Origin of the sequence: Alcaligenes sp. NLF5-7, from assembly GCF_024266725.1 — a bacterium.
GTDB classification, from domain to species: domain Bacteria; phylum Pseudomonadota; class Gammaproteobacteria; order Burkholderiales; family Burkholderiaceae_B; genus Alcaligenes; species Alcaligenes phenolicus.
In genome coordinates this window covers 579,705-603,674 of record NZ_CP100755.1, presented here as the reverse complement: position 1 = coordinate 603,674, position 23,970 = coordinate 579,705, and the positions used below count along the sequence as shown (strand labels likewise).

Genomic DNA, 23,970 nt, shown 5'->3' with positions numbered 1-23,970 from the left:
ATGCGGATACTGGTTGTTGAAGACGAACCTACCCTGGCAGCGCAATTGCAGCAGGCGCTGGAACGGGCCGGCTATGCCGTTCAGGTGGCTCATGATGGTGAGCAAGGCCATTATCAGGGCGAGGTAGAGGCCTTTGATGCGGTAGTTCTGGATCTGGGTTTGCCGGGCATGGACGGGGTATCGGTCTTGCGTCGCTGGCGTGCTTCGGACATCAATATGCCGGTGCTGATTCTGACCGCACGCAATGATTGGCACGATAAGGTCGAAGGTATGGATGCGGGTGCAGACGATTACGTGGCCAAACCCTTTCACATGGAAGAGCTGCTGGCTCGTATGCGCGCTTTGCTGCGCCGTGCGGCCGGTCAGGCGAACCCACGTTTGCAGCTGGGCAAATTGGAGCTGGACGCGCGCTCGTCCTCGATCAGTTGTGCGGGCATGGTCTTGTCGCTGACCAGCCATGAATACCGTTTGCTGGCGTTCATGATGCATCACCCTGGCCAAGTGCTGTCGCGTACTCAATTGACCGAGCATATTTACTCTCAGGACTTCGAGCGCGACTCCAATACCATCGAGGTTTTTATCGGCCGTCTGCGCAAGAAATTGCCCGCCGGTTATATCGAAACGGTGCGAGGTATGGGCTACCGTCTGGTGGACCCTGAAGCATGATCGCCTTGCGGGGTCATACCATTCTGGGCTCTCTGCGTGGCCGCCTGCTGCTGGGGACTTTGGCCTGGATTCTGATCAGTATTGTTCTGGCCGGTTTGGGCCTGAACCGCTTGTTTCAAGACCACGTTTACCGTCAGTTCGAGCAGCGTTTGCAAACTCATCTGGACCAGATTATGGCGGACGTGAATCTGGACAATGCGGATGGGGTGACTTTGCAATCGCGCCTGAGCGATCCTTTATTTGAGCAGCCTTATTCGGGTATGTACTGGCAGATTGCACGCCAGGAAGCGGGCAGTGAGCAGTGGACGGTGGTTTTGCGCTCGACGTCCTTGTGGGACGAGGCTCTGGATGTGAATGCTCCCGATTCGCCCAATGGCGTCTTGTCACTGACGGGGCCGGAAAAGCAGCGCCTGGTTGTGTTGCGTCAGGAGCTGGACGAGGTGAATGACAAGGGACAAAGCTTGCAGATCATGGTGGCCGGCAATCGGGAGCTGCTGGCCGAACCATTAGCCCGTTTTGAGCGGATTCTGTTCCTGTCGCTGGGTGGTTTGGCCGTGGGTTTGATCCTGGCGGCAATCTTGCAAGTGGTGCTGGCCTTGTACCCTCTGCATCTTTTGCGACGTCGTTTGCTGGATGTGCAGGAGGGGCGGGAGCCACAAGTCAGTGGCAATTTCCCCAGTGAAATTCAACCCTTGGTGGATGATTTCAATGCTGTACTCAGTGCTAATGCGGGTATGGTGGATCGCGCACGGGCGCAGGCAGGAAATCTGGCCCATGCGGTCAAAACCCCGCTAACGATTATGGGCAATGCTGCGCAATCCGAAGATCCGCATTTGGCGGCTTTGGTTAGCGAGCAGGTGGCCTTGGCCCAGCGTCAGGTTGACCACCACTTGTCTCGTGCACGGGCCATGGCGGTACGCGCCATAGGTGTGCGTACGGATGTGTCTAGTTGTCTGCAATCCTTGTGTCGGGTGATGGGGCGTTTGCATAGCGACAAACAGATTCATCTGGATTTACCCGATCAGGAGTTGATCTTTAAAGGCGAAGAGCAGGACTTGCAGGAGATGGCTGGAAACCTGTTGGATAACGCCTGCAAATGGGCGACGCAGAATGTGTGGTGTCAGGTGTGGCAGCAGGACAATGTGCTGCATCTGGTGGTGGAAGATGATGGTCCTGGCCTGGAGCCGGAGCAGTTGGAGCGTGTGTTTGGTCGTGGTCAGCGTGCGGATGAGCGACATCCAGGCTTTGGATTGGGATTGGATATTGTGCGTGAGCTCGCGCGCAGCTATCAGGGGAAGGTGCAAGCCAGTGCGTCGGAAAAAGGTGGTTTGCGACTGGATTTGACCTTGGCAAGTTAAGGCCGGAAGCTGGGTGCCAACGCCAACGCCAACGCCAACGCCAACGCCAACGCCAACGCCAACGCCAACGCCAACTTTAACTCCCGTGCAAGTGCAGTATTGTCGAGTGTAGAGCTACCTGAGGCCAGCGGACTGAGTGGCTAGGGCGAACAAGGGGGGGCAGGTGGGGGTTAAGCTTGATCATCCATGAAAAACGCCCGGCGAAGCGGGCGTTTTTCAGCACATGAATCGGGCCAGCCTTAGTTCCAGGGGCCGCCATCGCCACCCAGGCTGTAGCGTCCGGCGCCAATCAAGCCGACTGTGAGCGCACCAATCAGGAACATGCCTTGCAACTCCAATGCCCAAATACCTTGGGCATTGAAACTGCCGATCTGGTTGCTATGGGCCAGCAGCAAGGCAATGACCATGTTCATGGCTACAATCAAACCGCCGGCACGGGCGTAAAAACCCAGAATCATCAGGACGGGAGCAATCACTTCGCCTATGTACACGCCCCAGGCCAGAAAGCCGGGCATATTATTGGCGATCAGCATTCTTTCGATTCCTCCGATGCCATAACGTATCTTGGCGATGCCGTGCAGCAGGATCAACACACCGACCGTGACACGCAGCAAGAGTTTTCCAAGATCATCACGAGACATACAGGCGCTCCATTATGTAGTGGGACAGGAAGGTGCGTTATTGTAGAAGACCGGGTTCTTAAAAGTATGACGGAGCATTTACATGACACAAAAGCAGGCTGTCGCAGCAGAACTGGCCCCCAGCGGGGTTTTGCGTGTTGCCATGAATTATGGCAATCCCGTCCTGGCCCAACGCGGTGCCAATGAGCAGTCGCCCAAAGGGGTCTCGGCGGACCTGGCGCGCAGCGTGGCGCAAGAGCTGGGCCTGAGCGTGCAATTTCATGGCTACGATGCGGCCCAGGCTGTCGTAGAGGCGGTCTACAGGGACGAGTGGGATCTGGCTTTTTTGGCGATTGATCCCAAGCGTGCGGAGAAGATTCGCTTCAGTGAAGCCTATGTGCATATCGAAGGCACCTATCTGGTGCGTGACAAGTCCGCCTTTCAGAACGTGGATCAGCTGGATCAGCAAGGCGTGTGCATTGCCGTTGGCAAAGGGGCGGCCTACGATTTGTTCCTGAGCCGTCATTTAAAACATGCCGATCTGGTACGAGCAACGACCTCTGCCGATGCGATTGATCTGTTTGTGGAAGAAGAGCTGGATGCCGCTGCGGGCGTACGACAGCCTTTGGAGCGCTATGCCCGCTCCCGCAGCGGCTTGCGTGTGCTGCCCGACAGTTTCACTGTAATTCGTCAGGCCATGGCGGTGCCGTCGGAGCGTACGCTGGCCCATGCCTGGGTTGAGGCTTTTATTGCTCGGCAGAAAAAGGAAGGGATGGTGGCGCAGTTCCTGGCTGATAGCGGCCAGGCGAATGTCACCGTACCGGAATAGGCGCAAGGCGCGTATTCAATTCGTCTTGCAGGGCCTGTCTGAACAGGGCCCGCGCCTTGCCCACATCCTGTCCCTTGGATTGCAGAAGATAAATGGGCAAGTCCAGACCATTGCTGCCGGTAGAGAACTGGATACGGTGCAAACGGCCAGACTCCAGTGAGGGCCGCAGGCAAGACAGGGGCAGATTCGCCCAGCCCAATCCGCGTTCCACCAGTTCCAGTGTCATGGGCAGACTGTCCGTTTTCCATTGACGCAGGCTGAGCATGGAACGGTCCTTGCGTATATCCTTGTCGGGGCTGGTAATCACAATCTGCCGGTAGGCTTTCAAATCTTCCAGGGGCCTGGGGCTTTCCTGTAGCAAGGGATGGCCGGGTGCAGCGACAGCGCTAATGGTTTCGGTCCACAGCGATTGCACAATCCCCACGCTTTCCAGTTCCCGCCCGCCATAGGCAATGCACAGATCCAGCTCGCGCTTTTGCAACGCTTCGACCAGTGCGTCTTGGGGCGCGGTTCGCAGTTCTATGTCCAGACCGGGATAGCGTTGCTCCAGAGCCTGCAAGGCAATCAACGCCGGTTCGGGATCGACGTCGCACACGATACCCAGCCGTAAATGGCTTTCCAATCCCCCCGATAACTCCTGCAAATGCAGCCGCAAACTCTGCAAGCGGCTGGCGATCAGCTTGGCGTCGGGCAGCATGGCCAGTAGTTCGGCCGTGGGTACGGGTTCACGTCGGCTGCGGTCAAAAAGCGACAGATCCAGCTCGGCCTCCAGATTGGCCACGGCCATGCTGACGGCCGATTGTGTGCGGCGCAACGCCCGCGCGGCGGCGGAGAAGGAGCCGTGTTCAACCACGGCAAGCAAGAGCTCAAGATGATCACTGGTAAGCATGGCTAAACCATAAGTAAAACTGATGGAATCTGACTTTTTCTAGAAGCTGTACTGCGGATAATCATGCTTTCTGAGCTTTTGATCAAGGATATTTATCGTGCAGGGATGGAAAAGAAGAGTTGTCTACATAGGGATGTTCGAGTTGCTGGGCATGATGGTAGCGGCAACCGTATTGGGGCACTTGAGTGGGGCAGGGGCCATGGAAAGCGGGATGCTGTCTTTCATGATCAGCACCTGCGCGGTATCGGTAAACCTGTTCTACAACATGCTGTTTGAAGCCTGGGAGCGTCGTCGTCAGATTCAGGCGCGTACGTTCTGGCACCGGGTGCTGCACGTGGCCGGTTTTCAGATTGTGCTGGTGTCTTTGCTAATCCCGCTGATTGCGTGGTGGCTAAATGTCAGCTTGTGGAAAGCTTTTTTGATGGAAGCGGTGTTGCTGGCTTTCTTTCCCATCTTCGCCTTTATCTACAACTGGGCATTTGATTCTATTTTTGGTTTGCCCGACTCGGTGGGTGTGAGCGCCAGCCAAAGTTAAATGACGCAGTGAACCGAACCGGCAAAACTAAAAGGCCTTGCAGATTGCTCTGCAAGGCCTTTGAATTTTTTGGTCGGGGCGGCGGGATTCGAACTCGCGACCCTCTGGTCCCAAACCAGATGCGCTACCAGGCTGCGCTACGCCCCGACTAAGAAAAAAATTATATCCCGTCGTGGTGAACTTGGCAAGCATAGGCCCACATCAAAAAGGGGTTTGCACGCATTTATCGGGAGTCAGCTAATTTTCAGCCCTGTAAAGATGTGTTTCTTATGTTGGGCTTAAACATTTTAGGTGCTTATAGTTAAGTGACAAGCTGATCATAAGGCATTGTGTTCTTTGTTTTTTTCCACACGAGTAGCATTCATGCACCGGGGGCAGGCAAAGAAGTTGGGGGCGAATGCTGCTCATCATTTTTCCAAAAGGAGAAAGGACGATGAGCCAAGTTTCACAGGGTGGAATACTGACACGGCGACATTTCCTGACGATGGTCGGGTATGCCGCAGGTGGCGCGGCCATGTATCAGGCCATGATGCGTCTGGGCCATGCGGCGGAGGGCAGTTACGATGGCCCGATTCGTCTGGAAGGCAAGCCCAAGCCAGGGACCTCTGTGGTGATCCTGGGGGCGGGTCTGGCTGGCATGGTGGCCGCTTTGGAGCTGCGCAATGCAGGGTACAAAGTCAAAATCCTGGAGTTTCGGGAAAAAGTGGGGGGGCGCAACTGGTCCTTGCACGGCGGGGACAGCTATACCGAGCTGGGGGGTGCCAAGCAGGATGTCAAGTTCGACAAGGATCAATACATCAACCCCGGCCCGTGGCGGATTCCTTTCCATCACCGGGCCTTGCTGGATTATTGCAAGCGGCTGAAAGTCAGGCTGGAACCGTTTATCCAGTACAACTACAACGCCTATTTGCATAGCAAAGAGCATTTTGGTGGCAAGCCTCAGCGGTTTCGCCATATCCACGCGGATTTTCAGGGGCAGGTCTCCGAGCTCTTGTCCAAAGCCATTAATACTCAGTCGCTGGATGCACCCTTGTCCAAGGAAGATCAGGAAAAGCTGCTGGAAGCCTTGCGCAGTTGGGGGGCCTTGGACAAGAACATGGCTTATGTGAAAGGCCATGCCAGTTCCGAGGTGCGCGGTTTTGAGCGTGATCCGGGAGGCGGTCTGAATGCTCAACCTGAGTTTTCCGAGCCTTTGAAACTGGCCGATATTGTGCGCTCCAGTGTTTGGCACAATATGGGCATTCATGATCTGTACGAGTTCCAGCAGACCATGTTTCAGCCGGTTGGCGGGATGGACCAGATCGGCGCTGCTTTTGGCAAGGAGCTGGAGGGCCTGTTTACCTTTAATGCCAAGGTCACTGCAATCAAGCAGAGTGATGGCAAGGTGACGGTTAGCTACAAGGATCAAAGCAAGGGTAGCGAGCACACTGAAACAGCAGACTGGTGCGTATGCACCATTCCCTTGTCGATTCTGAGCCAGATAGATCTGGATGCCAGCAAGGAAATGCACGCTGCCATTGACGCTGTGCCCTACGCTCCCTCGGTCAAGATCGGGCTGCAGTTCAAACGGCGCTTCTGGGAAGATGATGACGCGATCTATGGCGGCATCAGTTATACCGACCTGCCCATCACACAAATCTCTTACCCCAGTGGCGGCATGATGGCCGGTGGCAAAGGCGTATTGCTGGGGGGGTATATGTTCGGTCCCAGCGCCGTGGAATGGTCGTCGCTCAGTCCTGAGGACCGGGTCAAGAAGGCCCTGGAATATGGTGCGCAAATCCACCCTCAATATAAGGATGAGTTCGAGAGTGGGGTGGCGGTCGCCTGGCACCGCGTTCCCTGGACATTGGGCTGCTATGGCATGTGGACGGACCAGACACGGGCCGCGCACTACGAGAACCTGTGCCAGATTGATGGTCGACTGGTTTTGGCGGGTGAGCACGCTTCTTACGTCAACGCCTGGCAGGAAGGTGCGATCCTGTCGTCCCTGAACGCGATTTCCCGCTTGCATAGCCATATTGTGGGTAATCAACAAGCCGATTCCAAAGGAGCCTAGTCATGATGATGCGATCTCTAGCGGTTTTTCTGGCCTCGGGACTGTTGACCATCAGCCATGCGGATACGGCGGTGGTAGGGGGTGATACGGTGGTCTTTACCCAGAAAACCGGCCAGGAAATTTATGAGCAGGTCTGTGCGTCTTGCCACATGATCGATGGCAAGGGCGCTCAAGGGGCGGGCATGTATCCGTCCCTGTCCAAGAATCCGAAACTGGGGGCGCCTGCTTATGTGGTGTTCATGGTGAACCAGGGCAATAAGGGCATGCCCGGTTTTGGTGGCGTTCTAAATGACGAGCAAATAGCCGAAGTCGTCAACTATGTGCGTTCCCACTTGGGCAATGAGTTCAGTGACAAGATTACGGCCAAGGACGTGGCAGGTCAGCGTCCCAAAGACCACCAGTACTTTGATCTGAACTGATCAAAGGCTGCTTGTCGTCATGCTGACACCTGATTGGAGCACGGTCTTCGCACTGGAAATACCTGTGTTGGAGTCCGTGCTGCGAGGCACAGTGGTGTACTTTGTTCTGTTCGTCCTGCTGCGGCTGGCAGGACGACGTGAACTGGGATCGCTGGGCGTTGCGGACCTGTTGATTCTTTTGCTGATTGCCGATGCCAGTGGTAATGCGATGTCAGGCGGTAGTAATTCCTTGACGGATGGTCTGCTGGTGGCCGCAACCATTGTGGCTTGGGGGTACATAGTCGATTGGCTGATGTACCGATTCCCGGCGCTCAATGCACTGGCCACTCCGCGCAAAGTGTGTGTGGTCAGGGACGGGCAATTGCAGTGGCGCAATATGCGTCGGGAGTTTGTGACTCGCGATGAAATTCTGAGTGAAATGCGTTTGGCCGGAATCCAGTCGCTGGAAGAGGTAGCGGCGGCTTATATCGAGCCTAATGGCAAACTCAGCTTTTTGAAGGACACATCCGTGTAGTTTGAACGGGTCAGGAACAAGCAGGGCTGAAGGCGGTCGTCAGAGCATAACGCAAATAAGGCGATGCCCTGGGAGCAGGCAAAGAAAAAGGCTTAGTTCACTGTGCAATGAACTAAGCCTTTAATTCTTTAATGGTCGGGGCGGCGGGATTCGAACTCGCGACCCTCTGGTCCCAAACCAGATGCGCTACCAGGCTGCGCTACGCCCCGACTAAAGACAAGTATAGTAGAACAAATTCAGGACTTCGTCAAGCTCTGAGCCCTCGGTTTTAGCGTTTTTGCAGGTGGGGCAGGGTGTAAGCCTGTTCGTGATACGCCCAGCTAGGCCAGAGCACGTGGGCAAGGGCTTCCTTGGCCAGCCCTTCGTCCATCTGGTCCAGCGGCTCGTACTTGTCCGGCGCGGTATAGCGATACTGACAAGGCGGCAGGTGTGGCATCAGCACGGTCAGGATGTCGCCTTTCAAATAGCCATAGTTCTCGAAGTACTGCATCATTGCCCGGTCGCTGTCCTGCTGGGTCAGGTCGCGCCCGATCATGGGGTGCTCGCTTTCAATGCCCATCAGAGATAGCAGGGTGGGAGCCAGGTCAATCTGGCTCATGATGCGTTCGTCCTGACGGTTGGGAACGCCTGCGCCCAGAATCAGGGCAGGAATATGGAAGTGACGCACAGGCACCAGATTGGCACCGCCCACGCGCGAGTCATGGTCGGCCACGATCAAGAATACTGTGTTGTCCCAATAGTCGGATTCACGCGCTTTCTTGAAGAAGTCCCCAATGGCCCAGTCGGCGTAACGTACCGTGTTCTCTACCGTGGCGGGATCGCCTTCCACCTGGATACGGCCAGCCGGGTATTCCCAAGGCGAGTGGTTGCTGACGGAGAAGGCCAGCGTCAGGGTGGGTTGTTCCTTGTCCTGGCTTAGCAACTGGTGCAGCTTGTTGAACATGTCCTCGTCGCTGGCGCCCCAGGTGCCGACGAACTCGGGGGACTCAAAGCTGGATTGCTCATGCAGCTCATCAAAGCCATTGCCCAGGAAAAAGCTCTTCATATTGTCAAAGTGGGCTTCGCCGCCATAGATAAAGCGTGAGCGGTAGCCTTGTTCCTTGAGCAATTGGGCCAGGGTGAAAAAGCGGGTTTGCGAGCCGGGCAGGCGCAGTACAGCGTCTGCCACGGTTGGGGGGAAACCGGCAGAAACCGCTTCCAGACCCCGTACCGAACGCGTGCCGGTAGCGTAGGCGCGGCGAAAGTTCCAGCCCGTTTGGGCCAGTTTGTCCAGTTCGGGGGTTAGATTGGCCCCGCCCAGATTGCTGACATATTGCGCCCCCAGGCTCTCTTCCACGATCAGGACCAGATTGGGTTTGCGCTCACGTTTTTGCACGGGCGTCTGACGATGCAGGGTGGGGAGTGTGTCAGGGCCAGCCGGCAAGGCAGCCGCATCGCGCACGATCTGGTTCATTTCTGCGACGTCCAGGCCACCGTAAATATCCTCGGCCGAGCGCTCGTTTTTCATGCTGTAGATGGCGTAGGCCACGTTATACAGCGAGTTCAAGGGCAGCGTGTTGAGCATGCTGTCGCTGCTCCAGGCGACCGAAGAAGGATTGATGGGGCGGTGGGCCAAGGTGCCCCGAATTGCCAGGACGCACAGGGCCGCAGCAATCAGCATCCAGATAGGACGCAGCCACCAGCTCATCACGGGGTCGGCAGACACATGACCAAAAATAGACCAGCCCGAATACACAATCAGCCCCAGACCAATCAGGGCGATGCCTATCATCAGCTTGTAGCCTTTCCAGAGCATGCCCACTACTTCTTGAGGGTGCTTGAGATAGTCCACATACAGCCGATTGGGGCGAGTGTCGTATTCAATGATGAATTGGGGCGTGGAAACTTCCAGCAAGGTCAGCAGGAACCAGGCGAAGGTAAACCAGATGGCGGCTATCGTCGTCATGACGGGATAGTGTCCTAGCCAGGGGGCCAGCAAGACCACGGGGGCGCTGAGCGCGGCGATCATCAGGGCGTCGATACGCAAGCCGCCAATCAGGATGGGCAGCAGACCTCCGGCCTGACGTACACGCGGCCATTGCCACAAGGCAAAAGCCAGCCTGAAAGCGGTCAGCAAAATCAGGGCTGAAGGAACAAAAACGTAAACAAGATGGCGCATAAAATGTGGTCCTGGTCGACCTAATTGCCACGGACGGTGGCACTGGCATCGAATTGCACGATTGTATGTCAGTTTAATGAGCAAACTATCTTGCTGAACGCTTGGGCTTGTCGGGGAAGTGTGGCCGCATGCCGGTTCGGGGTTTAAAGACGAAAAAAAGCAGGCCGCTTTGAAAGACAGCCTGCCGCTAAGGAGGAGTTAAGGGGAGCCAGCCCTGTGTTCCCAGGGCTGGCGATAGGTTCAGGCAACGCGTTGGCTGGGCTCGGTACGAGAACGGAACTGGCTGCGTTGTTGTTCACGCTGGGCGTAGGCTTTGACGTGGCCCGCATCTTTGACATGGCCATAGCCACGGATCAGATCCGGGTAGTTCAACCAGCGCTGGGCCACTTCCATATTGTCCGCATCCAGGTGGGCACTGACTTCATTCAGGTCGGCCAGATAGTCTTCAATGTTCTGACGTTCCTGACGGCGTTCCTGGGTGTAGCCAAAGATATCCAGCGCACCACCGCGCAAACCACGCAGACGGGCCAGAATCTTGAACAAGCTGCGGGTCGAAGGGCCAAACTTGCTCTTGACTGGCTGACCCTGGCTGTTCTTGCGACCGAGCAAGGGCGGGGCCAGATGGTATTCAATCTGGTAGTCCTTGCCAGGCTCACCCGCAAACTGGGCACGCAGCTTGTCCAGGAAGGCCGGGTCGGTGTAAAGGCGGGCCACTTCGTACTCGTCCTTGTAGCTCATCAGCTTGGCCAGTTGCGTGGCGGCGATACGAGTCAGGGGTAGAGCCTTGTCCTGATTCAGGCGCGATTCGCGTTCCATGACCTTGTTGATGGCGTCGCGGTAGCGCTTGGCCCAGGCCGGATTCTGATACGCAGTCAGGTGTTCTTCCATGCGCTTGATCAGGGATTGCACGCTTTCAGGAAAAGTGACTTCGCGGGCTTTGGGTGTCGCACCTTCCATCAAGGCTTCGATACCCTTTTCAGCCGCCAGACGCCCCCACTGGAAGGCTTCACGGTTGGCTTTGACAGCGACGCCGTTCAGTTCGATAGCGCGCAGCAAGCTGTCCATATGCAGCGGAATCCAGCCGCGCTGGAAGGCATAGCCCAGCAAGATGGGGTTGGCATAGAGCGCATCGCCCATAACGTGTACGGCCAGGGCATTGGCGTCCAGATAGCGGATTTCCTTACCCACGGCATTTTCAATATCCGTGCAGGCAGTTTGCAGCGGGAATTTCCAGTGCGCATTGCCGATCAGATCCGAAGTCGGGCTGGCTGCGGTGTTGATAATGGTGTGTGTGCGATCGCGGCTGACACGGCTCAGGACATCCGTGGAGGCGCTGACCAGAGCATCACTGCCAATGAGCAAGGAGGCCTCGCCCGTTGGAACGCGGGTGGCATGGAGCAGATCGGGCTGGCGTGCGATTTGCACGTGGCTTAGCACCGCACCCCCTTTCTGGGCCAGACCGGCCATATCCAGGACGCTGACCCCTTTTTGCTCGATATGAGCAGCCATACCCAGCAGGCCGCCTACCGTCACGACACCTGTGCCGCCAATACCGGCGATCAAAATACCGTAGGTCTTGTCCAGATCCGGCAGTTTGGGCAAAGGCAGATCGGCCAGATTGAAGGACTTCAGCGAACGGCCCTGAGCTTCCGGCTTGCGTACCTGCGCCCCTTTCAGCGTGACAAAGCTGGGGCAGAAACCGTTAACGCAGGAGAAGTCCTTATTACAGGAGGACTGGTTGATGCGGCGCTTGGAGCCCATAGGGGTGTCCAGAGGCTCAACGGATAAGCAGTTGGATTTGACCGAGCAGTCACCGCAGCCTTCACAGACCGTGTCGTTGATGAAGGCGCGCAGGGCAGGGTCCGGGTAAGTCCCTTTCTTGCGGCGACGGCGTTTTTCCGTGGCGCAGGTCTGGTCGTAGACCAGGATGGTGGTGCCGGGCACTTCGCGCAGCTCGCGCTGTACGCGGTCCAGCTCATCACGGTGATACACAGGCGGGTTGCCAGCCAGGGTCACGCCCTTGAATTTCTCGGGCTCGTCGGTGACCACCACAATCTTGCGAGCGCCCTCGGCATGGACTTGGGCAATGACGTCGGTGACTTTCAAGATCCCGTCTACGGGCTGGCCGCCTGTCATGGCAACGGCATCGTTATACAGAATCTTGTAGGTGATATTGGAGTTGGCTGCGATCGAGGCTCGGATTGCCAAAATTCCCGAATGGAAATACGTGCCATCGCCCAGGTTGGCGAAGACGTGTTTTTCATCGGTAAAGGGTTGTTGGCCAATCCAGGCGACGCCTTCGCCGCCCATATGACTGAAAGTGGAGGTGCTGCGATCCATCCAGACCGTCATGTAGTGGCAGCCAATCCCGGCCATGGCGCGCGAGCCTTCGGGCACGCGAGTGGAGGTATTGTGCGGACAGCCCGAACAGAACCAGGGCTTGCGCTCTACGCTGACGCGCGGCATACGGGCTTCGCGGTCCTTGGCATCCAGAATGGCCAGACGGGCCTGGATGCGGGCTTGCAGCTCCTCGGAAATGTCCATGGTGCACAGACGGCGGGCAATGGCGCGCGCAATAATCGCAGGAGACAGTTCACCTTGAGGAGGGAGTAGCCAGGGCGAGCGCAAGCTGGACCATTCGCCGCCACCGTGTTCGGTCTCGTCAAACTTGCCGTAGACCTTGGGACGTACGTCATCGCGCCAGTTGTACAGCTCTTCTTTAAGTGCATATTCCAGAATCTGGCGTTTTTCTTCCACCACCAGAATTTCGGACAGGCCGGTTGCGAACTGGCGGGCGTCTTGCCCGTCCAGGGGCCAAATACAGCCCACTTTAAATAGTCGGATACCTAGCTCGGCGCATAGCTCGTCGGACAGGCCCAGATCGGCCAGTGCCTGACGGGTATCCAGATAGGCTTTACCCGCCGTCATGATGCCAAAGCGGGCTTCGGGCGAATCAATCTCGACGCGGTTCAATTTGTTGGCGCGCACATAAGCCAGAGCGGCGTACCACTTGTGGTTCATCATGCGGGTTTCTTGCGCCAGTGGCGGGTCTGGCCAGCGGATGTTCAGACCATCGGCGGGCATGTCCTCGATCTCGGGCAGGACAATGTTCAGGCTGTCCGGGTCCAGATCAACTGAGGCGTTTGACTCCACTACTTCGGTGACGCATTTCAAGGCTACCCACAGGCCGGAGAAACGGCTCATGGCCCAGCCGTGCTGGCCAAAGTCCAGGTATTCCTGCACGTTGGCCGGGTAGAGCACGGGAATACCGGCGGCGGCGAAAACGTGATCGGACTGGTGGGCAACAGTGGAGGATTTGGCACCGTGGTCATCGCCTGCCAGTACCAGCACACCGCCGTGTCGGGCGCTACCAGCCGAGTTGGCATGCTTGAACACGTCCATGGAACGGTCCACGCCAGGGCCCTTGCCGTACCACATGGCAAAGGTGCCGTCGAAACGTGCACTGGGGTACAGATTGGTTTGCTGGCTACCCCAGACGGCGGTAGCGGCCAGATCTTCGTTCAGACCGGGTTTGAACACGATGTCGTGTTCTTTCAGATGTTTGCTGGCTTGCCACAGAGCCTGGTCTACGCTCCCTAATGGGGAGCCCCGGTAGCCAGAGATGAAGCCTGCTGTATTCAGACCGGCGCGCCGGTCCCGTTCTTTCTGCAGCATGGGCAAGCGCACCAGGGCCTGGGTGCCGCTCATATAGGCGCGGCCCTTGGTGACAGTGTATTTGTCATCCAGGGACACGGACTCCAACATGGCCTTGTAAGGTTTGTTGAGTGGGGCATTCATGAGTTTGTCTCCTGCAAGAAGGATGGTTTTCGTGCAAGTTGTTGTCGTTTGTTCTTTAGTCTAGGGCAGCTTTTTGTTATCGTAAAATCAAATTTACGTGTACCTGATATCTGAAAAACGGATGGCTATGAAGCACGAAGTGACTCTGAGGCAGTTTCGATATTTCATTGCTGCGGCGGTCAGCGGGCAGTTCTCGGCGGCGGCCCAGGCGGAGAACGTCTCCCAGTCGGCCATCAGTAATGCGGTGCAAAGTCTGGAGCGCCAGCTGAATGTGGCCTTGTTTGAGCGTTTGCCCCATGGTGTGGAGTTAACGCCACAGGGACAGGCGTTCTTTCACCACGCCCATCACGTGATTGATGCCGTCAGCGATGCGCTGAACCATGCAGATTTGCGGCGACAAAATATCGAAGGGCAGATTCGGGTAGCCGCGGGCTATACGGTTCTAGGCTACTTCTTGCCTGATCTGATCAGTCGTTTCAAGCACAGCTATCCGAATATCGACATCGAGCTGGTGGATATGGAGCGCCCCGAAATGGAGGCCGCCCTGGAGGGCGAGCGTATCGATCTGGGTGTTGCTATTTTGTCGAATATCACCGATTTGGCCATGTTCGGGCACCATCGCCTGAGCAGTTCCCGCCGGCGCTTATGGGTGTCGGATCAACATGCTCTGGCCAATGAGTCCAGTGTGTCCCTGGAGCAGGTCAACAACTATCCTTACATCTTTCTGACGGTGGACGATGCCGATACGGCGGCCATGCGACATTGGGGCAGCCCCGGCTTTCCGGAGCGTGTCGCTATGCGGACCCGCTCCCTGGAGGCGGTGCGCGGTTTGGTAGCTTATGGCTTTGGGGTGACGATCTTGTCAGATATGGTTTACCGGCCCTGGTCTCTGGAAGGCAAGCGTATCCATGCCATCGGGATTCATGACCCGGTGGAGTCGGTAGAGGTGGGCTTGTTGTGGCCTAAAGGACGTGAGCCGGAAGGATTGGTGGCCTTGTTTCAGCGCTTTCTGATTCAGGCCTGTGACCATGATATGGCCCGCGCCGGCATGGGAAGCCGACGCGGTGGGGGACTGTTGTAGCAGCGCTTACGGCACCAGCGCCAGACCGATACGGAACTGCGAAGAGCTGCGCTCGCGGTAGCTCAACATGGTTTCCGCGTAACCCGAGAAGTACTGGGCGTAGAGATAGCCATTCATGTTCAAAGGCGTGCGGTTCAGCGGCCAGGCAATAGACAGTTCATGTGTATTGCGGCTGCCGGCGCCCTTGTTGTACATGCCGGACAGTACCAGCCCGTTGTCCTGGGCGTAGCGCAGCTTCCAGTCCACTCGACCACGGTAATGTGCCCAATCGTCGTTTTCGCCCATAAATACATAGTGTTTTATGCGTGGGGCGAACGTCAGTGTGGCGCCGTGATCAAAGCGGTAATTGAACTCGGGCTGGATGAAGACCTCGTTCATGGAGCGGGAGTCATCTCCTGCTTTGCCGTTGGAAGCGTGTTCGTAGCCGGTTGCCAGGCCCATGAACAGACGTTTCTGCTCGGATTCCCAGATGGAGTCCTTACGCCAGAAGAAGCTGGGGCGGTAGGTGGTGTCTACAAAAGGCTTGGATTCGGCATGCAGATCCCACAGGGCTGTTTGCGTATAGCCAATGTAGAAGTGATCGTAGAGCTTCGGATTGCTAGGATCATCCGGCGAATGCAGGCGGTACTTGAAGCTCAGCTGGAAGCGGGCATTGGTGCCGCCTTTATTGCCGACAATAAAGTAGGTCGGGTCGTGAGCCGAAATCGCGTTGCTGAAGTTCTCGAAACTGGAGTTCGCGGGTTTCAGGCCTTGTCCGTTATTGATGGCTGGCCCTTCGCGTTGTGCGCCGGCCGCGACGGCCTGGGCATAGGGCAGGGCAGGGTCAATGACACGTGGGTCATGGCCAGCACCTGCGTTCACCACGGCGGCGTTTGCCGGTTGCGAGGTAATCGGGCTTTGACCTTCCGGATTGGTGTCCAGCGCCAACATCACACGCTCGCCTTCAATATTGACGGCTTGCAAGCCGGTCAAACCATTGGGGACCACAGCTCGCCAACTGTAGGCGGTGAAGTTGTTGATGGGGATGGATGCTCGGGGCCGCGGGCTGACTAGCTCGGCCAGGCTACGGATGACGTTGCCGTTATTGTCGCGCCACTGCAAAACCAGGTTTTGCGGGGCGGTCCAGCTCATCAAGCTGCCTGTGTCGTTGTAGACGATAGCGTCAATATCGACGGTTTCACCAGAACTGGCCTGTACTTGGCGCAATTGATAGCTGATACCTGCCTGTGCGGTATTCAGGACTGCGCTCAAGATAAGAAAGGGGGCCGATAGTATTAAAGAGTGCTTGCTTAGTTTCTTTTTGGTCGGCATGGAGAAAAGTCCAGGAAAACGGGTTAATCCGTACACGACTGTACCATTTGCGACTAAAAATACTACCTATAATTATTTTTCTTACAGTATTGACACTCTGACCAGAGTGCTGCTTATCTAAAACAGATTTTCAGGCTAGAATATTCGATTGTCCTTTTCAGGTCTGTTTTTTTACAAAAAATGGGCCTTGAATTCGGTCCTTATTCCTTACGGACCGTTATCTCGGACCTTGCATCGCCTGACAGTTTTGACGATGCCACCATCACCTGGCGGGTGTAGCTCAGTTGGATAGAGCACAGGCCTTCTAAGCCTGGGGCCGGGGGTTCGAACCCCTCCACCCGCGCCAACCTTACTCCCCTTTTTCTTGCGTGCTTTTCTGCTCCTAGGCATTACCCTGAGCCGATGCATTTAGTAAGTATGGTGTAAGTGTCGGGCTCTAATGTTCACCGCATAGACGTCGGCAGGCGTCTTCATAGCGCCGTTTTCAGCCTTTTCGGGCTGGGCCGGTTCAATAAGATACGCCAGCAAAATAAGGCGTTCAGAACAATGCGGAGACAAACTATGCAAGACCCCCTTGTAGGTCGGATTACGGCCAATCCTCGCTATCAGAATCTGGTCAAGACCCGGTTGCGGCTGGGCTGGATACTCACCATCGTCATGCTGGTGGCTTACTACAGTTACATCGGCATTATTGCTTTCGACAAGGAATTGTTTGCAGAGCGCTTGGGTGATGGCGTCATGACCCTGGGTATTCCTATTGGTTTTGGAGTCATTGTGTTAGCTGTTGTCATTACGGGCATTTATGTCTGGCGCGCCAATACCAAGTTTGACCAGATGGCCAAGGAAGTCCTTGAGGAGGTGCGTAAATGAAGCATTCCTATCTTCGTTCCGGCCTGGCTCTGGGCCTGATGCTGGCCAGCCCCGCCTTGCTGGCGGCTGGCGGCGACCTGGGCGAGCTGCAAAAGCAGCCGACCAACTGGACCGCCATCGGCATGTTTGCGGTCTTTGTGGTGGCGACCTTGTGGATTACCAAATGGGCGGCTGCCCGCACCAAGTCGGTCTCTGACTTTTACACGGCAGGTGGCGGTATTACGGGCTTTCAAAACGGCCTGGCCATTGCCGGTGACTATATGTCTGCGGCTTCCTTTTTGGGTATTTCGGCGGCGGTGATGATCAACGGCTACGATGGCCTGATCTACTCCATTGGCTTTCTGGTCGGCTGGCCCATCATTACATTCCTGCTGGCAGAAAAGCTGCGTAACCTGGGCAAATTCACCTTTGCTGACGTAGCCGCTTACCGCTTCCGCCAAGGTCCTATCCGCGCCTTCGCCGCCTCGGGCACGCTGGTTGTGGTTCTGTTCTATCTGATCGCACAGATGGTAGGCGCCGGTCAGTTGATCAAGCTGCTGTTTGGTCTGGAGTACTGGGTGGCTGTGGTGCTGGTGGGCGTGTTGATGATGGTCTACGTGCTGTTTGGCGGCATGACAGCCACCACCTGGGTGCAGATCATCAAGGCTGGTCTGCTGCTGTTCGGTGCTTCCTTCATGGCCATCATGGTGCTGGCACAGTATGGTTTTTCGCCAGAAAAACTGTTCGCTGCGGCAGTGCAGGTCAAGACAGATGCCGCTATTGCAGCCGGTAAAGATGCTGTCCAGGCCTCCACAATTGGTCAAGCCATCATGGGCCCCGGCAACTTCATCAAGGACCCTATCAGCGCGATTTCCTTCGGTATGGCTCTGATGTTTGGTACTGCTGGTCTGCCACACATCCTGATGCGTTTCTTTACCGTGCCTGATGCAAAAGAAGCACGTAAATCCGTGTTCTGGGCAACCACCTGGATCGGTTACTTCTACATCCTGACCTTCATTATCGGTTTCGGCGCTATCGTGCTGGTGTCCACCAATCCCCGCTTCCTGGAAGTTGGCGGCGATCTGATTGGCGGTTCCAATATGGCCGCTGTGCACTTGGCTGATGCTGTTGGTGGCGACGTGTTCCTGGGCTTCATGTCGGCAGTGGCGTTTGCCACGATTCTGGCTGTGGTGGCTGGTTTGACGCTCTCCGGTACATCAGCCGTGTCGCACGACCTGTACTCCACGCTGATCAAGAAGGGCGAAGCCACGAACGAGGAAGTCATGCGTGTCTCGCGCACTACCACCTTGATTCTGGGTGTGGTTGCCGTGTTGCTGGGTATTATTTTCGAGAAGCAGAACATCGCCTTCATGGTGTCTCTGGCCTTCGCGATTGCTGCCTCGGCTAACTTCCCGGTCCTGTTCCTGTCCATTCTGTGGAAAGGCTGCACGACACGTGGTGCCACGATTGGTGGTTTCCTGGGCTTGATCGTTGCTTTGCTGCTGACCTTGCTCTCGCCTTCGGTGTGGGAAGCTACGCTGGGCAATCCAGCCGGTTCTTCGCCATTCCCTTATGCGTCGGCAGCGCTGTTCTCCATGCCTTTGGCTTTCGTGGCGATCTGGTTCTTCTCGATCACTGACCGTAGCCCACGTGCCGAGATCGACCGTGCTGGTTTCGAGGCTCAGTCGGTACGCTCCGAGACAGGTGTGGGTGCAGAGGCAGCGTCTGCGCACTAATCTGCTCTGACAGGCCGGGCTTGTTTGCCCGTGCCTGAGCCAGATTGTTAAGGGTGCAGAAAAACCCGGTGTGATTCAGATCACACCGGGTTTTTCATTTGCTCATGCCGCTATTGCTGTCAGTACTGCTGGTCGTGTGCTGCGGATATCAAGCACACAGCAGTCAGTCTCTCTATTCAGGGATTCAGCTTCAGGCCTGAGTCTCGGACGGGACGGGCAGGCCGTCAAAACGCTCATAGAAGTACGCGGCGGCCTCCGGTGCCTGTTCATCCTCGGCCCGCAAGGTGGACAGAATATAGCGCTCGGCTTTGCCGCAGACCTGACGGTATACATCCCGGCACAGCTCATAAGCCTGTTTCCCTGCCCAGCCTGCTGGCAGTAGCTCAATGGGCAGTTGCGGGTCATGCAGCTGAATACGGCGGAACTCGTGAATCAGCAGGGTGCGAATCACAAAGGCCAGCTCGTCGTTATAGTCGTGGCCTGCATCCAGCATGGCCAGAGCGGGCGCAAAGCGCTGGATGAACTGACCGTAGCCGCTGGCCACCTGAGCCAGATCCCAACTGTCCTGAATCAGTTGGGACAGAGGGCGGGTTTGCGGCAGTTGGGAAGGTTCCAGCTTGCCCACATACACCTGCGACTGCGCCTGTGTCGCCTGCAGGATGTAATCCAGAATCGTGTGATCCGGGTTGGGGTGCAGGAAAGCGGTGGGTGACAAGGCGCAAAAGCCCTCCCACAGCAGTTCCTTGCGCAGGTCTGCCCGTTGCTTGGAGTTCATCATCAAGCTGGGCATGCTGAAGATCAGCGTCCATTGCCCGTCCCAGGCCAGATAGGTTGGGGTGTAGATGCGTTGATACGCGTGTTCGAAGCGCTGGCTGGCTTCGGGACGCAAGGTGTACTGGCTGCGTCGCCCTTCGCGCTGCGCGCTCAGCCAGCCCTCCTCGGCCAGCCTGTACACGCTGGTGCGCACCAGTCGGTCGCTGATCCCGAAGGGGGCCAGCAACTGAATCAAACTGCCTAGCCAAAGTTTGCCGCCATGTGGGCGAATCACGTCGCCAAACAAGGTCATGACCAGGGACTTGGCTCGGGGAGGGCGGTTTTCCAGATGGTGGGCGGCCCATTGGGCCAGGTCGGAATAAGAAAGCTCGGACATTGTTTTTTTAATGGCGCTCAAGTCTGTTTTGGAACGGCACGCCTGTCTGTGTAGACCGTTTAAGCGCTTGATTATAAAGGGTGGGTGCGCAAGCGGATTGAAAGATTGTGCAAGCCAGGGGCTTTCTTGAAGCTTGCAGCAGTTTCAGGTGTGCACATATTACAGATAGGGGCTGGCCAGCCAGATCAGGCGGTTGCGCAAGCGCTTGCCAAAGCCGATTGAACTTAAGGACTCCAGGCTGACGGCTTGGGCGTCCTCAATTTCCAGATCAATCAGGTTCTGGATTTGGCGGGCCGTGTCGCGGCTGTAGATTTCTACGTCCAGCTCGAAGTTCAACCGCAAGCTGCGCGGGTCCAGATTGGACGAACCAATATAAGACCAGACTCCGTCAATCGTCATGAGCTTGGAGTGGTTGAAGGGGCCGCTGGCGCGCCAGACCCGGCAGCCTGCGCGCAGCACCTGATCCAGTTGGGCTGTCATGGCGTAATTGACCAGGCGCAGATTGTTTTGCCCGGGGATGACGATATCCACTTGAATGCCGCGTCGGGCGGCGGTGTTCAAGGCACCCAACAGGATCTGATCGGGCAGAAAGTAGGGAGACTGAATACGGATATGGCGCTGGGCAATGGCAAACGCCCCTTGCAGCATATGGTGGGTACTGGCCATGAAACGATCCGGGCCCGAAGCAATGCAGCGAGCCGGAACATGAGGTCTGGGGGCGGGCGAGGAGCTGGCATGCCAATAGATGGGCGATAGGTCTTCGCGAGTCGTGAACTGCCAGTCGTGGCGAAAAGAAGCCAGCAATTGCATGACTGCCGGGCCTTCCAGGCGGAAATGGGTATCTTGAGAGGGCTTGCCGTCGCTGTACTGCGCCATAAAGGACTCACGCAGATTCATGCCGCCGGTAAAACCTACCGTGCCATCCACAATCAGTAATTTGCGGTGACTGCGCAGATTGGCGTAGGGCATGCGCAGAAAGCCCAGGGGGTTGGTCATGAACAGGGCGCAGCGTATGCCTTCGCGGCGCAGCAATCGCACAATGGGCGTACGCGAATATTTAGCGCCAATAGCGTCGACCAGTACGCGAATCTGCACGCCACGTTGATGGGCGCGCGACAGGGCGCTGACAAATTCGCGCCCCAGGCGGTCGCTATCGAAGATGTAGCTTTGCAAGGCAATGGTGCTGTGGGCCTGATCAATGGCTTCCAGCATGGCGGGATAAGCCTGATCGCCGCCGACCAGAACGCGCACATTATTGCCATTGCGTAGTTGGCTGCGGCTGACGCGGTCCCCCAGAATTTGCAAAGAGCGAAATGGGGCGCCGACCAGGGCACCAATGTCCGAGACGGGAGGGTGCAGATAGGTGACCTGTTCATAGAACACGTCTGCACTTTGCTCCAGAAGGCTTTGTCTGCGTACGCGGTTGATCCCCGCGATCAAATACAGAAACGGTCCCAATAGGGGCGACATGATGATGACGCCCACCCAGCTGATGGCGGCGCGGACATCATTTTTTGTCATGGCGGCATGAATGGCCGCTGAAGCGCCCAGTATCACGCTGAGCGCCAAAGCCAGATGCGGCCAGTAATCGTGCAGCAGGGAGCGCAGGTGTATCAGATGCTCTTGCATGGGTTCAGGTGCTACGTTTCTTGTCAGGCAGGTCCGGGCGTTGGTAGAGGCTGTGCATCCAGGACGGGTTCGGTTCGCCGCGGGCGGCAAACTGCTGCAGGCGGGAGGGAGAGCGCCATACGCCACCGCCTATGCCAGGCGAGGGCTGGACGCCATACCAGAACCATTGGCCATCTTCATCCTGTGCAAGCCAGTCCCAATTGACGGGTGCCTGATCCCAGCAGGGGAAACCGAGTGTCATCAGCAAACTTCCAGAAAATGGGACAGATTAGAGTATAAGAAAGCGTGGTTTTGTGCCAGTTTCTATTACAGAGGAGGCGGGCTGAATTGTCGGGTGTTTGATGGGGAGGGGCTTTTGCTGTGCGGGCCTGCCAACTCGAAGGGCTGGGTCGCAGGCGAAAGCCAGGACTGGTCTGGGGTTCACAATCAAACACAGTTTATTGTCCAGCCTGAACTTGCGTGGGGTGTGCGAAGGCGGCAAACTTGTTACGATGAACAAACGCAAAAAAGCCCGCTGCGTGGCGGGCTTTCAAGTATGTTTTTTCCAGTTCCTGGTCTTGTCACCATTTAAGGAGATCTTCAAAACCTTGGAAGCGGTAAATTTCTGGGGTGACCGATGGGGCTCGAACCCACGACAACCGGAATCACAATCCGGGACTCTACCAACTGAGCTACGGTCACCACTGTTTACTGCTTTTTTTGCTTCTGGCCTACATCAAGGTGGGCTGTGAAGTAAAAAATGTATTCTAGCATGCTTTTTTTAAAGAATGCAACACTCGTGCAAGAATACTTCGACCCTGAGTCTCGCTCCGGTCTTGCCGGTTAGAGCGTGACTCAGGTTTAATGATTTCCCCTCGTAATAGCAAGGAAGCGCGAAATGTCTCAATTATTCGTCGTTCATCCCGAAAATCCTCAACCCCGCGCATTGGCTCAAGCAGCCGAACTATTGGCTAAAGGAGGGCTGCTCGCCATTCCTACCGATTCCAGTTATGCCGTTGTCGCTCGCCTGGATGACAAGTCCGCCGCTGACAACCTGCGTCGTTTGCGTGGCTTGGATGATCGTCATCATCTGACCTTGCTGTGTCGTGATCTGGCCGAGATCAGCCACTTTGCCAAAGTGGATAACCCGCAGTATCGCTTGTTGAAGATGGCCACCCCTGGCCCGTGGACGTTCATTTTGGAAGCAACCAAGGAAGTGCCGCGCCGCGTGTCGCACCCTTCGCGCAAAACCATTGGTATTCGGGTGCCCGACCAGAAAGTGGCCCTGGCCCTGATGGAAGAAGTCGGCAGCCCCTTGATTTCCACCACGCTGATTCCTGAAGGCGAAGACGAACCCTTGAACGACGCCCAGGAAATTCTGGACCGTTATGCCCATCAGTTGGCGGCGGTTGTCGATGGTGGACCTTGCCCCTTGCAGGCCACTACCGTGATCGATCTGACCGGCCCTACGCCGGAGGTGTTGCGTCGTGGCTCGGGTGATCCTGCCACTTTGGGCCTGTCCTGATCTGCGGGCTTGCACAAAACTCGCGTCCAGGTGCCTATCCGTGTTTCAATTCTGAACCTTGGGGCAGCACTCGCTGTCCCAATCAGACAGGCTGATGACAGGCGACTTATCGTCTTGAAAAAGTAGGGGATAAGTCCCCGGCCTGGACCAAGGATCACCATGGACTCTTTTATACAGACCTTGACGGTCTATGCTTTGCCAGTCATTTTCGGTATTACGCTGCATGAAGCTGCCCACGGCTACGTCGCCCGCATGTTTGGCGACCCGACGGCCATGCTGGCCGGTCGCATCAGCCTGAACCCACTGCGTCATATCGACCCTATCGGCACGATTGTGGTGCCGGCGGTGCTGTTGCTGTCCAGCGCCATGATGGGCATGGGCGGCATTCTGTTTGGCTGGGCCAAACCCGTCCCTGTGGATTGGGGGCGCCTGCGCAATCCCAAGCGCGACATGCTCTGGGTTGCTCTGGCCGGACCAGCCTCCAATATGCTGATGGCTATCTTGTGGGTTCTGTATGCCCATTTGATGGTCAAGATCGGGCAGGGTGACAGCCGCTTCTGGATGGGCATGGCGGTGGCCGGTGTGCAGGTCAACCTGGTTCTGATGGCACTGAATCTGCTGCCTTTGCCGCCTTTGGATGGCGGGCGCATTGTATTTAGTCTATTGCCTAATCGTTTGGCCTATCATTATTCTCGTATCGAGCCTTATGGCATGGTCATTTTGATCCTGCTGATGTTTACCGGCGTACTGTGGACCCTGATGAGTCCCTTGATTGCGCTGGGCGAAGGCATATTGAAATGGTTCTTATGATTTAACGGCTTATCCGTTAAACTTGTGAGTCATATTTTTTTTCGGCTATAGGGCCTTA

20 protein-coding genes and 4 tRNA genes are annotated in these 23,970 nt (G+C 56.4%); 13 read left to right on the top strand and 11 right to left on the bottom strand.

Going from position 1 to position 23,970, the window contains the following annotated elements:
• Both MID00_RS02905 and MID00_RS02900 read left to right on the top strand, forming a co-directional pair.
• The gene (locus MID00_RS02905; RefSeq protein WP_009457946.1) at positions 1–666 is read left to right on the top strand and encodes a response regulator transcription factor; all 666 of its coding nucleotides are present in this window, start codon (positions 1–3) and stop codon (positions 664–666) included.
• Positions 663–2,024, top strand: coding sequence for a sensor histidine kinase (locus tag MID00_RS02900; RefSeq protein ID WP_254499662.1), 1,362 nt, complete (start codon positions 663–665; stop codon positions 2,022–2,024). The genes MID00_RS02905 and MID00_RS02900 overlap by 4 nt, the downstream gene beginning before the upstream one ends.
• Before the next feature lie 239 nt (positions 2,025–2,263).
• On the opposite strand, the gene MID00_RS02895 is transcribed toward MID00_RS02900, so the two are convergent.
• Positions 2,264–2,665, bottom strand: coding sequence for a DoxX family protein (locus MID00_RS02895; RefSeq protein ID WP_009457944.1), 402 nt, complete (start codon positions 2,663–2,665; stop codon positions 2,264–2,266).
• An 82-nt stretch (positions 2,666–2,747) separates the two neighbouring features.
• On the opposite strand from MID00_RS02895, the gene MID00_RS02890 reads away from it, so the two are divergent.
• Complete coding sequence (locus MID00_RS02890) at positions 2,748–3,473, top strand: transporter substrate-binding domain-containing protein (RefSeq protein ID WP_009457942.1); 726 nt, start codon at positions 2,748–2,750, stop codon at positions 3,471–3,473.
• Here MID00_RS02890 and MID00_RS02885 read toward each other — a convergent pair.
• Positions 3,457–4,362 carry a LysR family transcriptional regulator gene (locus MID00_RS02885; RefSeq protein ID WP_009457940.1) on the bottom strand — a complete coding sequence of 302 codons (906 nt, stop codon included), beginning with the start codon at positions 4,360–4,362 and terminating at the stop codon, positions 3,457–3,459. The two genes, MID00_RS02890 and MID00_RS02885, sit on opposite strands and share 17 nt — an antisense overlap.
• A 97-nt stretch (positions 4,363–4,459) precedes the next feature.
• Between MID00_RS02885 and MID00_RS02880 the strand changes: the two genes are divergently transcribed.
• Entirely contained in the window at positions 4,460–4,897 is a 438-nt protein-coding gene (locus MID00_RS02880; RefSeq protein WP_009457937.1) for a PACE efflux transporter, read from the top strand.
• 70 nt (positions 4,898–4,967) lie between these two features.
• Here the strand turns inward: MID00_RS02880 and MID00_RS02875 are convergent.
• Positions 4,968–5,044, bottom strand: a tRNA-Pro gene (locus MID00_RS02875).
• Positions 5,045–5,330: 286 nt separating this feature from the next.
• On the opposite strand from MID00_RS02875, the gene MID00_RS02870 reads away from it, so the two are divergent.
• The 3 genes from MID00_RS02870 to MID00_RS02860 are packed head-to-tail and all read left to right on the top strand — an operon-like array spanning position 5,331 to position 7,886.
• Positions 5,331–6,953, top strand: a complete 1,623-nt coding sequence (locus MID00_RS02870; RefSeq protein WP_009457935.1) for a flavin monoamine oxidase family protein — start codon at positions 5,331–5,333, stop codon at positions 6,951–6,953.
• A gap of 2 nt (positions 6,954–6,955) precedes the next feature.
• Complete coding sequence (locus MID00_RS02865) at positions 6,956–7,372, top strand: cytochrome c (RefSeq protein WP_026485261.1); 417 nt, start codon at positions 6,956–6,958, stop codon at positions 7,370–7,372.
• Positions 7,373–7,391: 19 nt separating this feature from the next.
• Positions 7,392–7,886: a DUF421 domain-containing protein gene (locus MID00_RS02860; RefSeq protein ID WP_009457931.1), complete on the top strand. Its 495-nt coding sequence runs from the start codon at positions 7,392–7,394 to the stop codon at positions 7,884–7,886.
• A gap of 132 nt (positions 7,887–8,018) precedes the next feature.
• On the opposite strand, the gene MID00_RS02855 is transcribed toward MID00_RS02860, so the two are convergent.
• The 3 genes from MID00_RS02855 to MID00_RS02845 form a co-directional block, all read right to left on the bottom strand.
• Positions 8,019–8,095, bottom strand: a tRNA-Pro gene (locus MID00_RS02855).
• 59 nt (positions 8,096–8,154) lie between these two features.
• Positions 8,155–10,044, bottom strand: coding sequence for an LTA synthase family protein (locus MID00_RS02850; protein ID WP_254499661.1), 1,890 nt, complete (start codon positions 10,042–10,044; stop codon positions 8,155–8,157).
• A 240-nt stretch (positions 10,045–10,284) separates the two neighbouring features.
• Complete coding sequence (locus tag MID00_RS02845; protein WP_254499660.1) at positions 10,285–13,842, bottom strand: indolepyruvate ferredoxin oxidoreductase family protein; 3,558 nt, start codon at positions 13,840–13,842, stop codon at positions 10,285–10,287.
• Positions 13,843–13,963: 121 nt separating this feature from the next.
• Here MID00_RS02845 and MID00_RS02840 point away from each other — a divergent pair, with 121 nt between their 5' ends.
• The gene (locus tag MID00_RS02840; RefSeq protein ID WP_031233005.1) at positions 13,964–14,923 is read left to right on the top strand and encodes a LysR family transcriptional regulator; all 960 of its coding nucleotides are present in this window, start codon (positions 13,964–13,966) and stop codon (positions 14,921–14,923) included.
• A gap of 6 nt (positions 14,924–14,929) precedes the next feature.
• Here the strand turns inward: MID00_RS02840 and MID00_RS02835 are convergent, their stop codons facing one another.
• A complete protein-coding gene (locus tag MID00_RS02835) occupies positions 14,930–16,234 on the bottom strand; it encodes a phospholipase A (protein ID WP_254499659.1) in 1,305 nt (434 codons plus the stop codon).
• A 269-nt stretch (positions 16,235–16,503) separates the two neighbouring features.
• Here MID00_RS02835 and MID00_RS02830 point away from each other — a divergent pair.
• The 3 genes from MID00_RS02830 (at position 16,504) to MID00_RS02820 (ending at position 18,819) form a co-directional block, all read left to right on the top strand.
• A tRNA-Arg gene (locus MID00_RS02830) sits at positions 16,504–16,580 on the top strand.
• Between the two features lie 215 nt (positions 16,581–16,795).
• Complete coding sequence (locus MID00_RS02825) at positions 16,796–17,104, top strand: DUF485 domain-containing protein (protein ID WP_026485267.1); 309 nt, start codon at positions 16,796–16,798, stop codon at positions 17,102–17,104.
• Positions 17,101–18,819 (top strand): cation acetate symporter, encoded by a 1,719-nt coding sequence (locus MID00_RS02820; RefSeq protein WP_254499658.1) that lies wholly within the window; start codon positions 17,101–17,103, stop codon positions 18,817–18,819. Before MID00_RS02825 ends, MID00_RS02820 begins: the two co-directional genes overlap by 4 nt.
• Before the next feature lie 190 nt (positions 18,820–19,009).
• Here the strand turns inward: MID00_RS02820 and paaX are convergent, their stop codons facing one another.
• The 4 genes from paaX to MID00_RS02800 all read right to left on the bottom strand — a co-directional run bounded on the left by paaX (position 19,010) and on the right by MID00_RS02800 (position 22,279).
• Positions 19,010–19,969, bottom strand: coding sequence for a phenylacetic acid degradation operon negative regulatory protein PaaX (gene paaX, locus MID00_RS02815; RefSeq protein WP_137431306.1), 960 nt, complete (start codon positions 19,967–19,969; stop codon positions 19,010–19,012).
• A 159-nt stretch (positions 19,970–20,128) separates the two neighbouring features.
• Positions 20,129–21,598, bottom strand: a complete 1,470-nt coding sequence (locus tag MID00_RS02810; RefSeq protein ID WP_254499657.1) for a phospholipase D-like domain-containing protein — start codon at positions 21,596–21,598, stop codon at positions 20,129–20,131.
• A gap of 4 nt (positions 21,599–21,602) precedes the next feature.
• On the bottom strand, positions 21,603–21,839 hold the full coding sequence (locus MID00_RS02805) for a hypothetical protein (RefSeq protein WP_254499656.1): 237 nt from the start codon (positions 21,837–21,839) through the stop codon (positions 21,603–21,605).
• Between the two features lie 364 nt (positions 21,840–22,203).
• Positions 22,204–22,279, bottom strand: a tRNA-His gene (locus MID00_RS02800).
• 196 nt (positions 22,280–22,475) lie between these two features.
• Here MID00_RS02800 and MID00_RS02795 point away from each other — a divergent pair.
• Positions 22,476–23,102, top strand: coding sequence for an L-threonylcarbamoyladenylate synthase (locus tag MID00_RS02795; protein WP_009457902.1), 627 nt, complete (start codon positions 22,476–22,478; stop codon positions 23,100–23,102).
• A gap of 159 nt (positions 23,103–23,261) precedes the next feature.
• Positions 23,262–23,912 carry a site-2 protease family protein gene (locus tag MID00_RS02790; RefSeq protein WP_022983510.1) on the top strand — a complete coding sequence of 217 codons (651 nt, stop codon included), beginning with the start codon at positions 23,262–23,264 and terminating at the stop codon, positions 23,910–23,912.
• Positions 23,913–23,970 lie beyond the last annotated feature (58 nt).

Coding starts and splice junctions, on each gene's coding strand:
- MID00_RS02900 (WP_254499662.1), top strand. CDS start 663: ATGATCGCCTTGCGGGGTCATACCATTCTGGGCTCTCTGCGTGGCCGC.
- MID00_RS02790 (WP_022983510.1), top strand. CDS start 23,262: ATGGACTCTTTTATACAGACCTTGACGGTCTATGCTTTGCCAGTCATT.
- MID00_RS02905 (WP_009457946.1), top strand. CDS start 1: ATGCGGATACTGGTTGTTGAAGACGAACCTACCCTGGCAGCGCAATTG.
- MID00_RS02805 (WP_254499656.1), bottom strand. CDS start 21,839: ATGACACTCGGTTTCCCCTGCTGGGATCAGGCACCCGTCAATTGGGAC.
- MID00_RS02885 (WP_009457940.1), bottom strand. CDS start 4,362: ATGCTTACCAGTGATCATCTTGAGCTCTTGCTTGCCGTGGTTGAACAC.
- paaX (WP_137431306.1), bottom strand. CDS start 19,969: ATGTCCGAGCTTTCTTATTCCGACCTGGCCCAATGGGCCGCCCACCAT.
- MID00_RS02845 (WP_254499660.1), bottom strand. CDS start 13,842: ATGAATGCCCCACTCAACAAACCTTACAAGGCCATGTTGGAGTCCGTG.
- MID00_RS02890 (WP_009457942.1), top strand. CDS start 2,748: ATGACACAAAAGCAGGCTGTCGCAGCAGAACTGGCCCCCAGCGGGGTT.
- MID00_RS02865 (WP_026485261.1), top strand. CDS start 6,956: ATGATGATGCGATCTCTAGCGGTTTTTCTGGCCTCGGGACTGTTGACC.
- MID00_RS02870 (WP_009457935.1), top strand. CDS start 5,331: ATGAGCCAAGTTTCACAGGGTGGAATACTGACACGGCGACATTTCCTG.
- MID00_RS02795 (WP_009457902.1), top strand. CDS start 22,476: ATGTCTCAATTATTCGTCGTTCATCCCGAAAATCCTCAACCCCGCGCA.
- MID00_RS02840 (WP_031233005.1), top strand. CDS start 13,964: ATGGCTATGAAGCACGAAGTGACTCTGAGGCAGTTTCGATATTTCATT.
- MID00_RS02860 (WP_009457931.1), top strand. CDS start 7,392: ATGCTGACACCTGATTGGAGCACGGTCTTCGCACTGGAAATACCTGTG.
- MID00_RS02850 (WP_254499661.1), bottom strand. CDS start 10,044: ATGCGCCATCTTGTTTACGTTTTTGTTCCTTCAGCCCTGATTTTGCTG.
- MID00_RS02895 (WP_009457944.1), bottom strand. CDS start 2,665: ATGTCTCGTGATGATCTTGGAAAACTCTTGCTGCGTGTCACGGTCGGT.
- MID00_RS02835 (WP_254499659.1), bottom strand. CDS start 16,234: ATGCCGACCAAAAAGAAACTAAGCAAGCACTCTTTAATACTATCGGCC.
- MID00_RS02820 (WP_254499658.1), top strand. CDS start 17,101: ATGAAGCATTCCTATCTTCGTTCCGGCCTGGCTCTGGGCCTGATGCTG.
- MID00_RS02810 (WP_254499657.1), bottom strand. CDS start 21,598: ATGCAAGAGCATCTGATACACCTGCGCTCCCTGCTGCACGATTACTGG.
- MID00_RS02825 (WP_026485267.1), top strand. CDS start 16,796: ATGCAAGACCCCCTTGTAGGTCGGATTACGGCCAATCCTCGCTATCAG.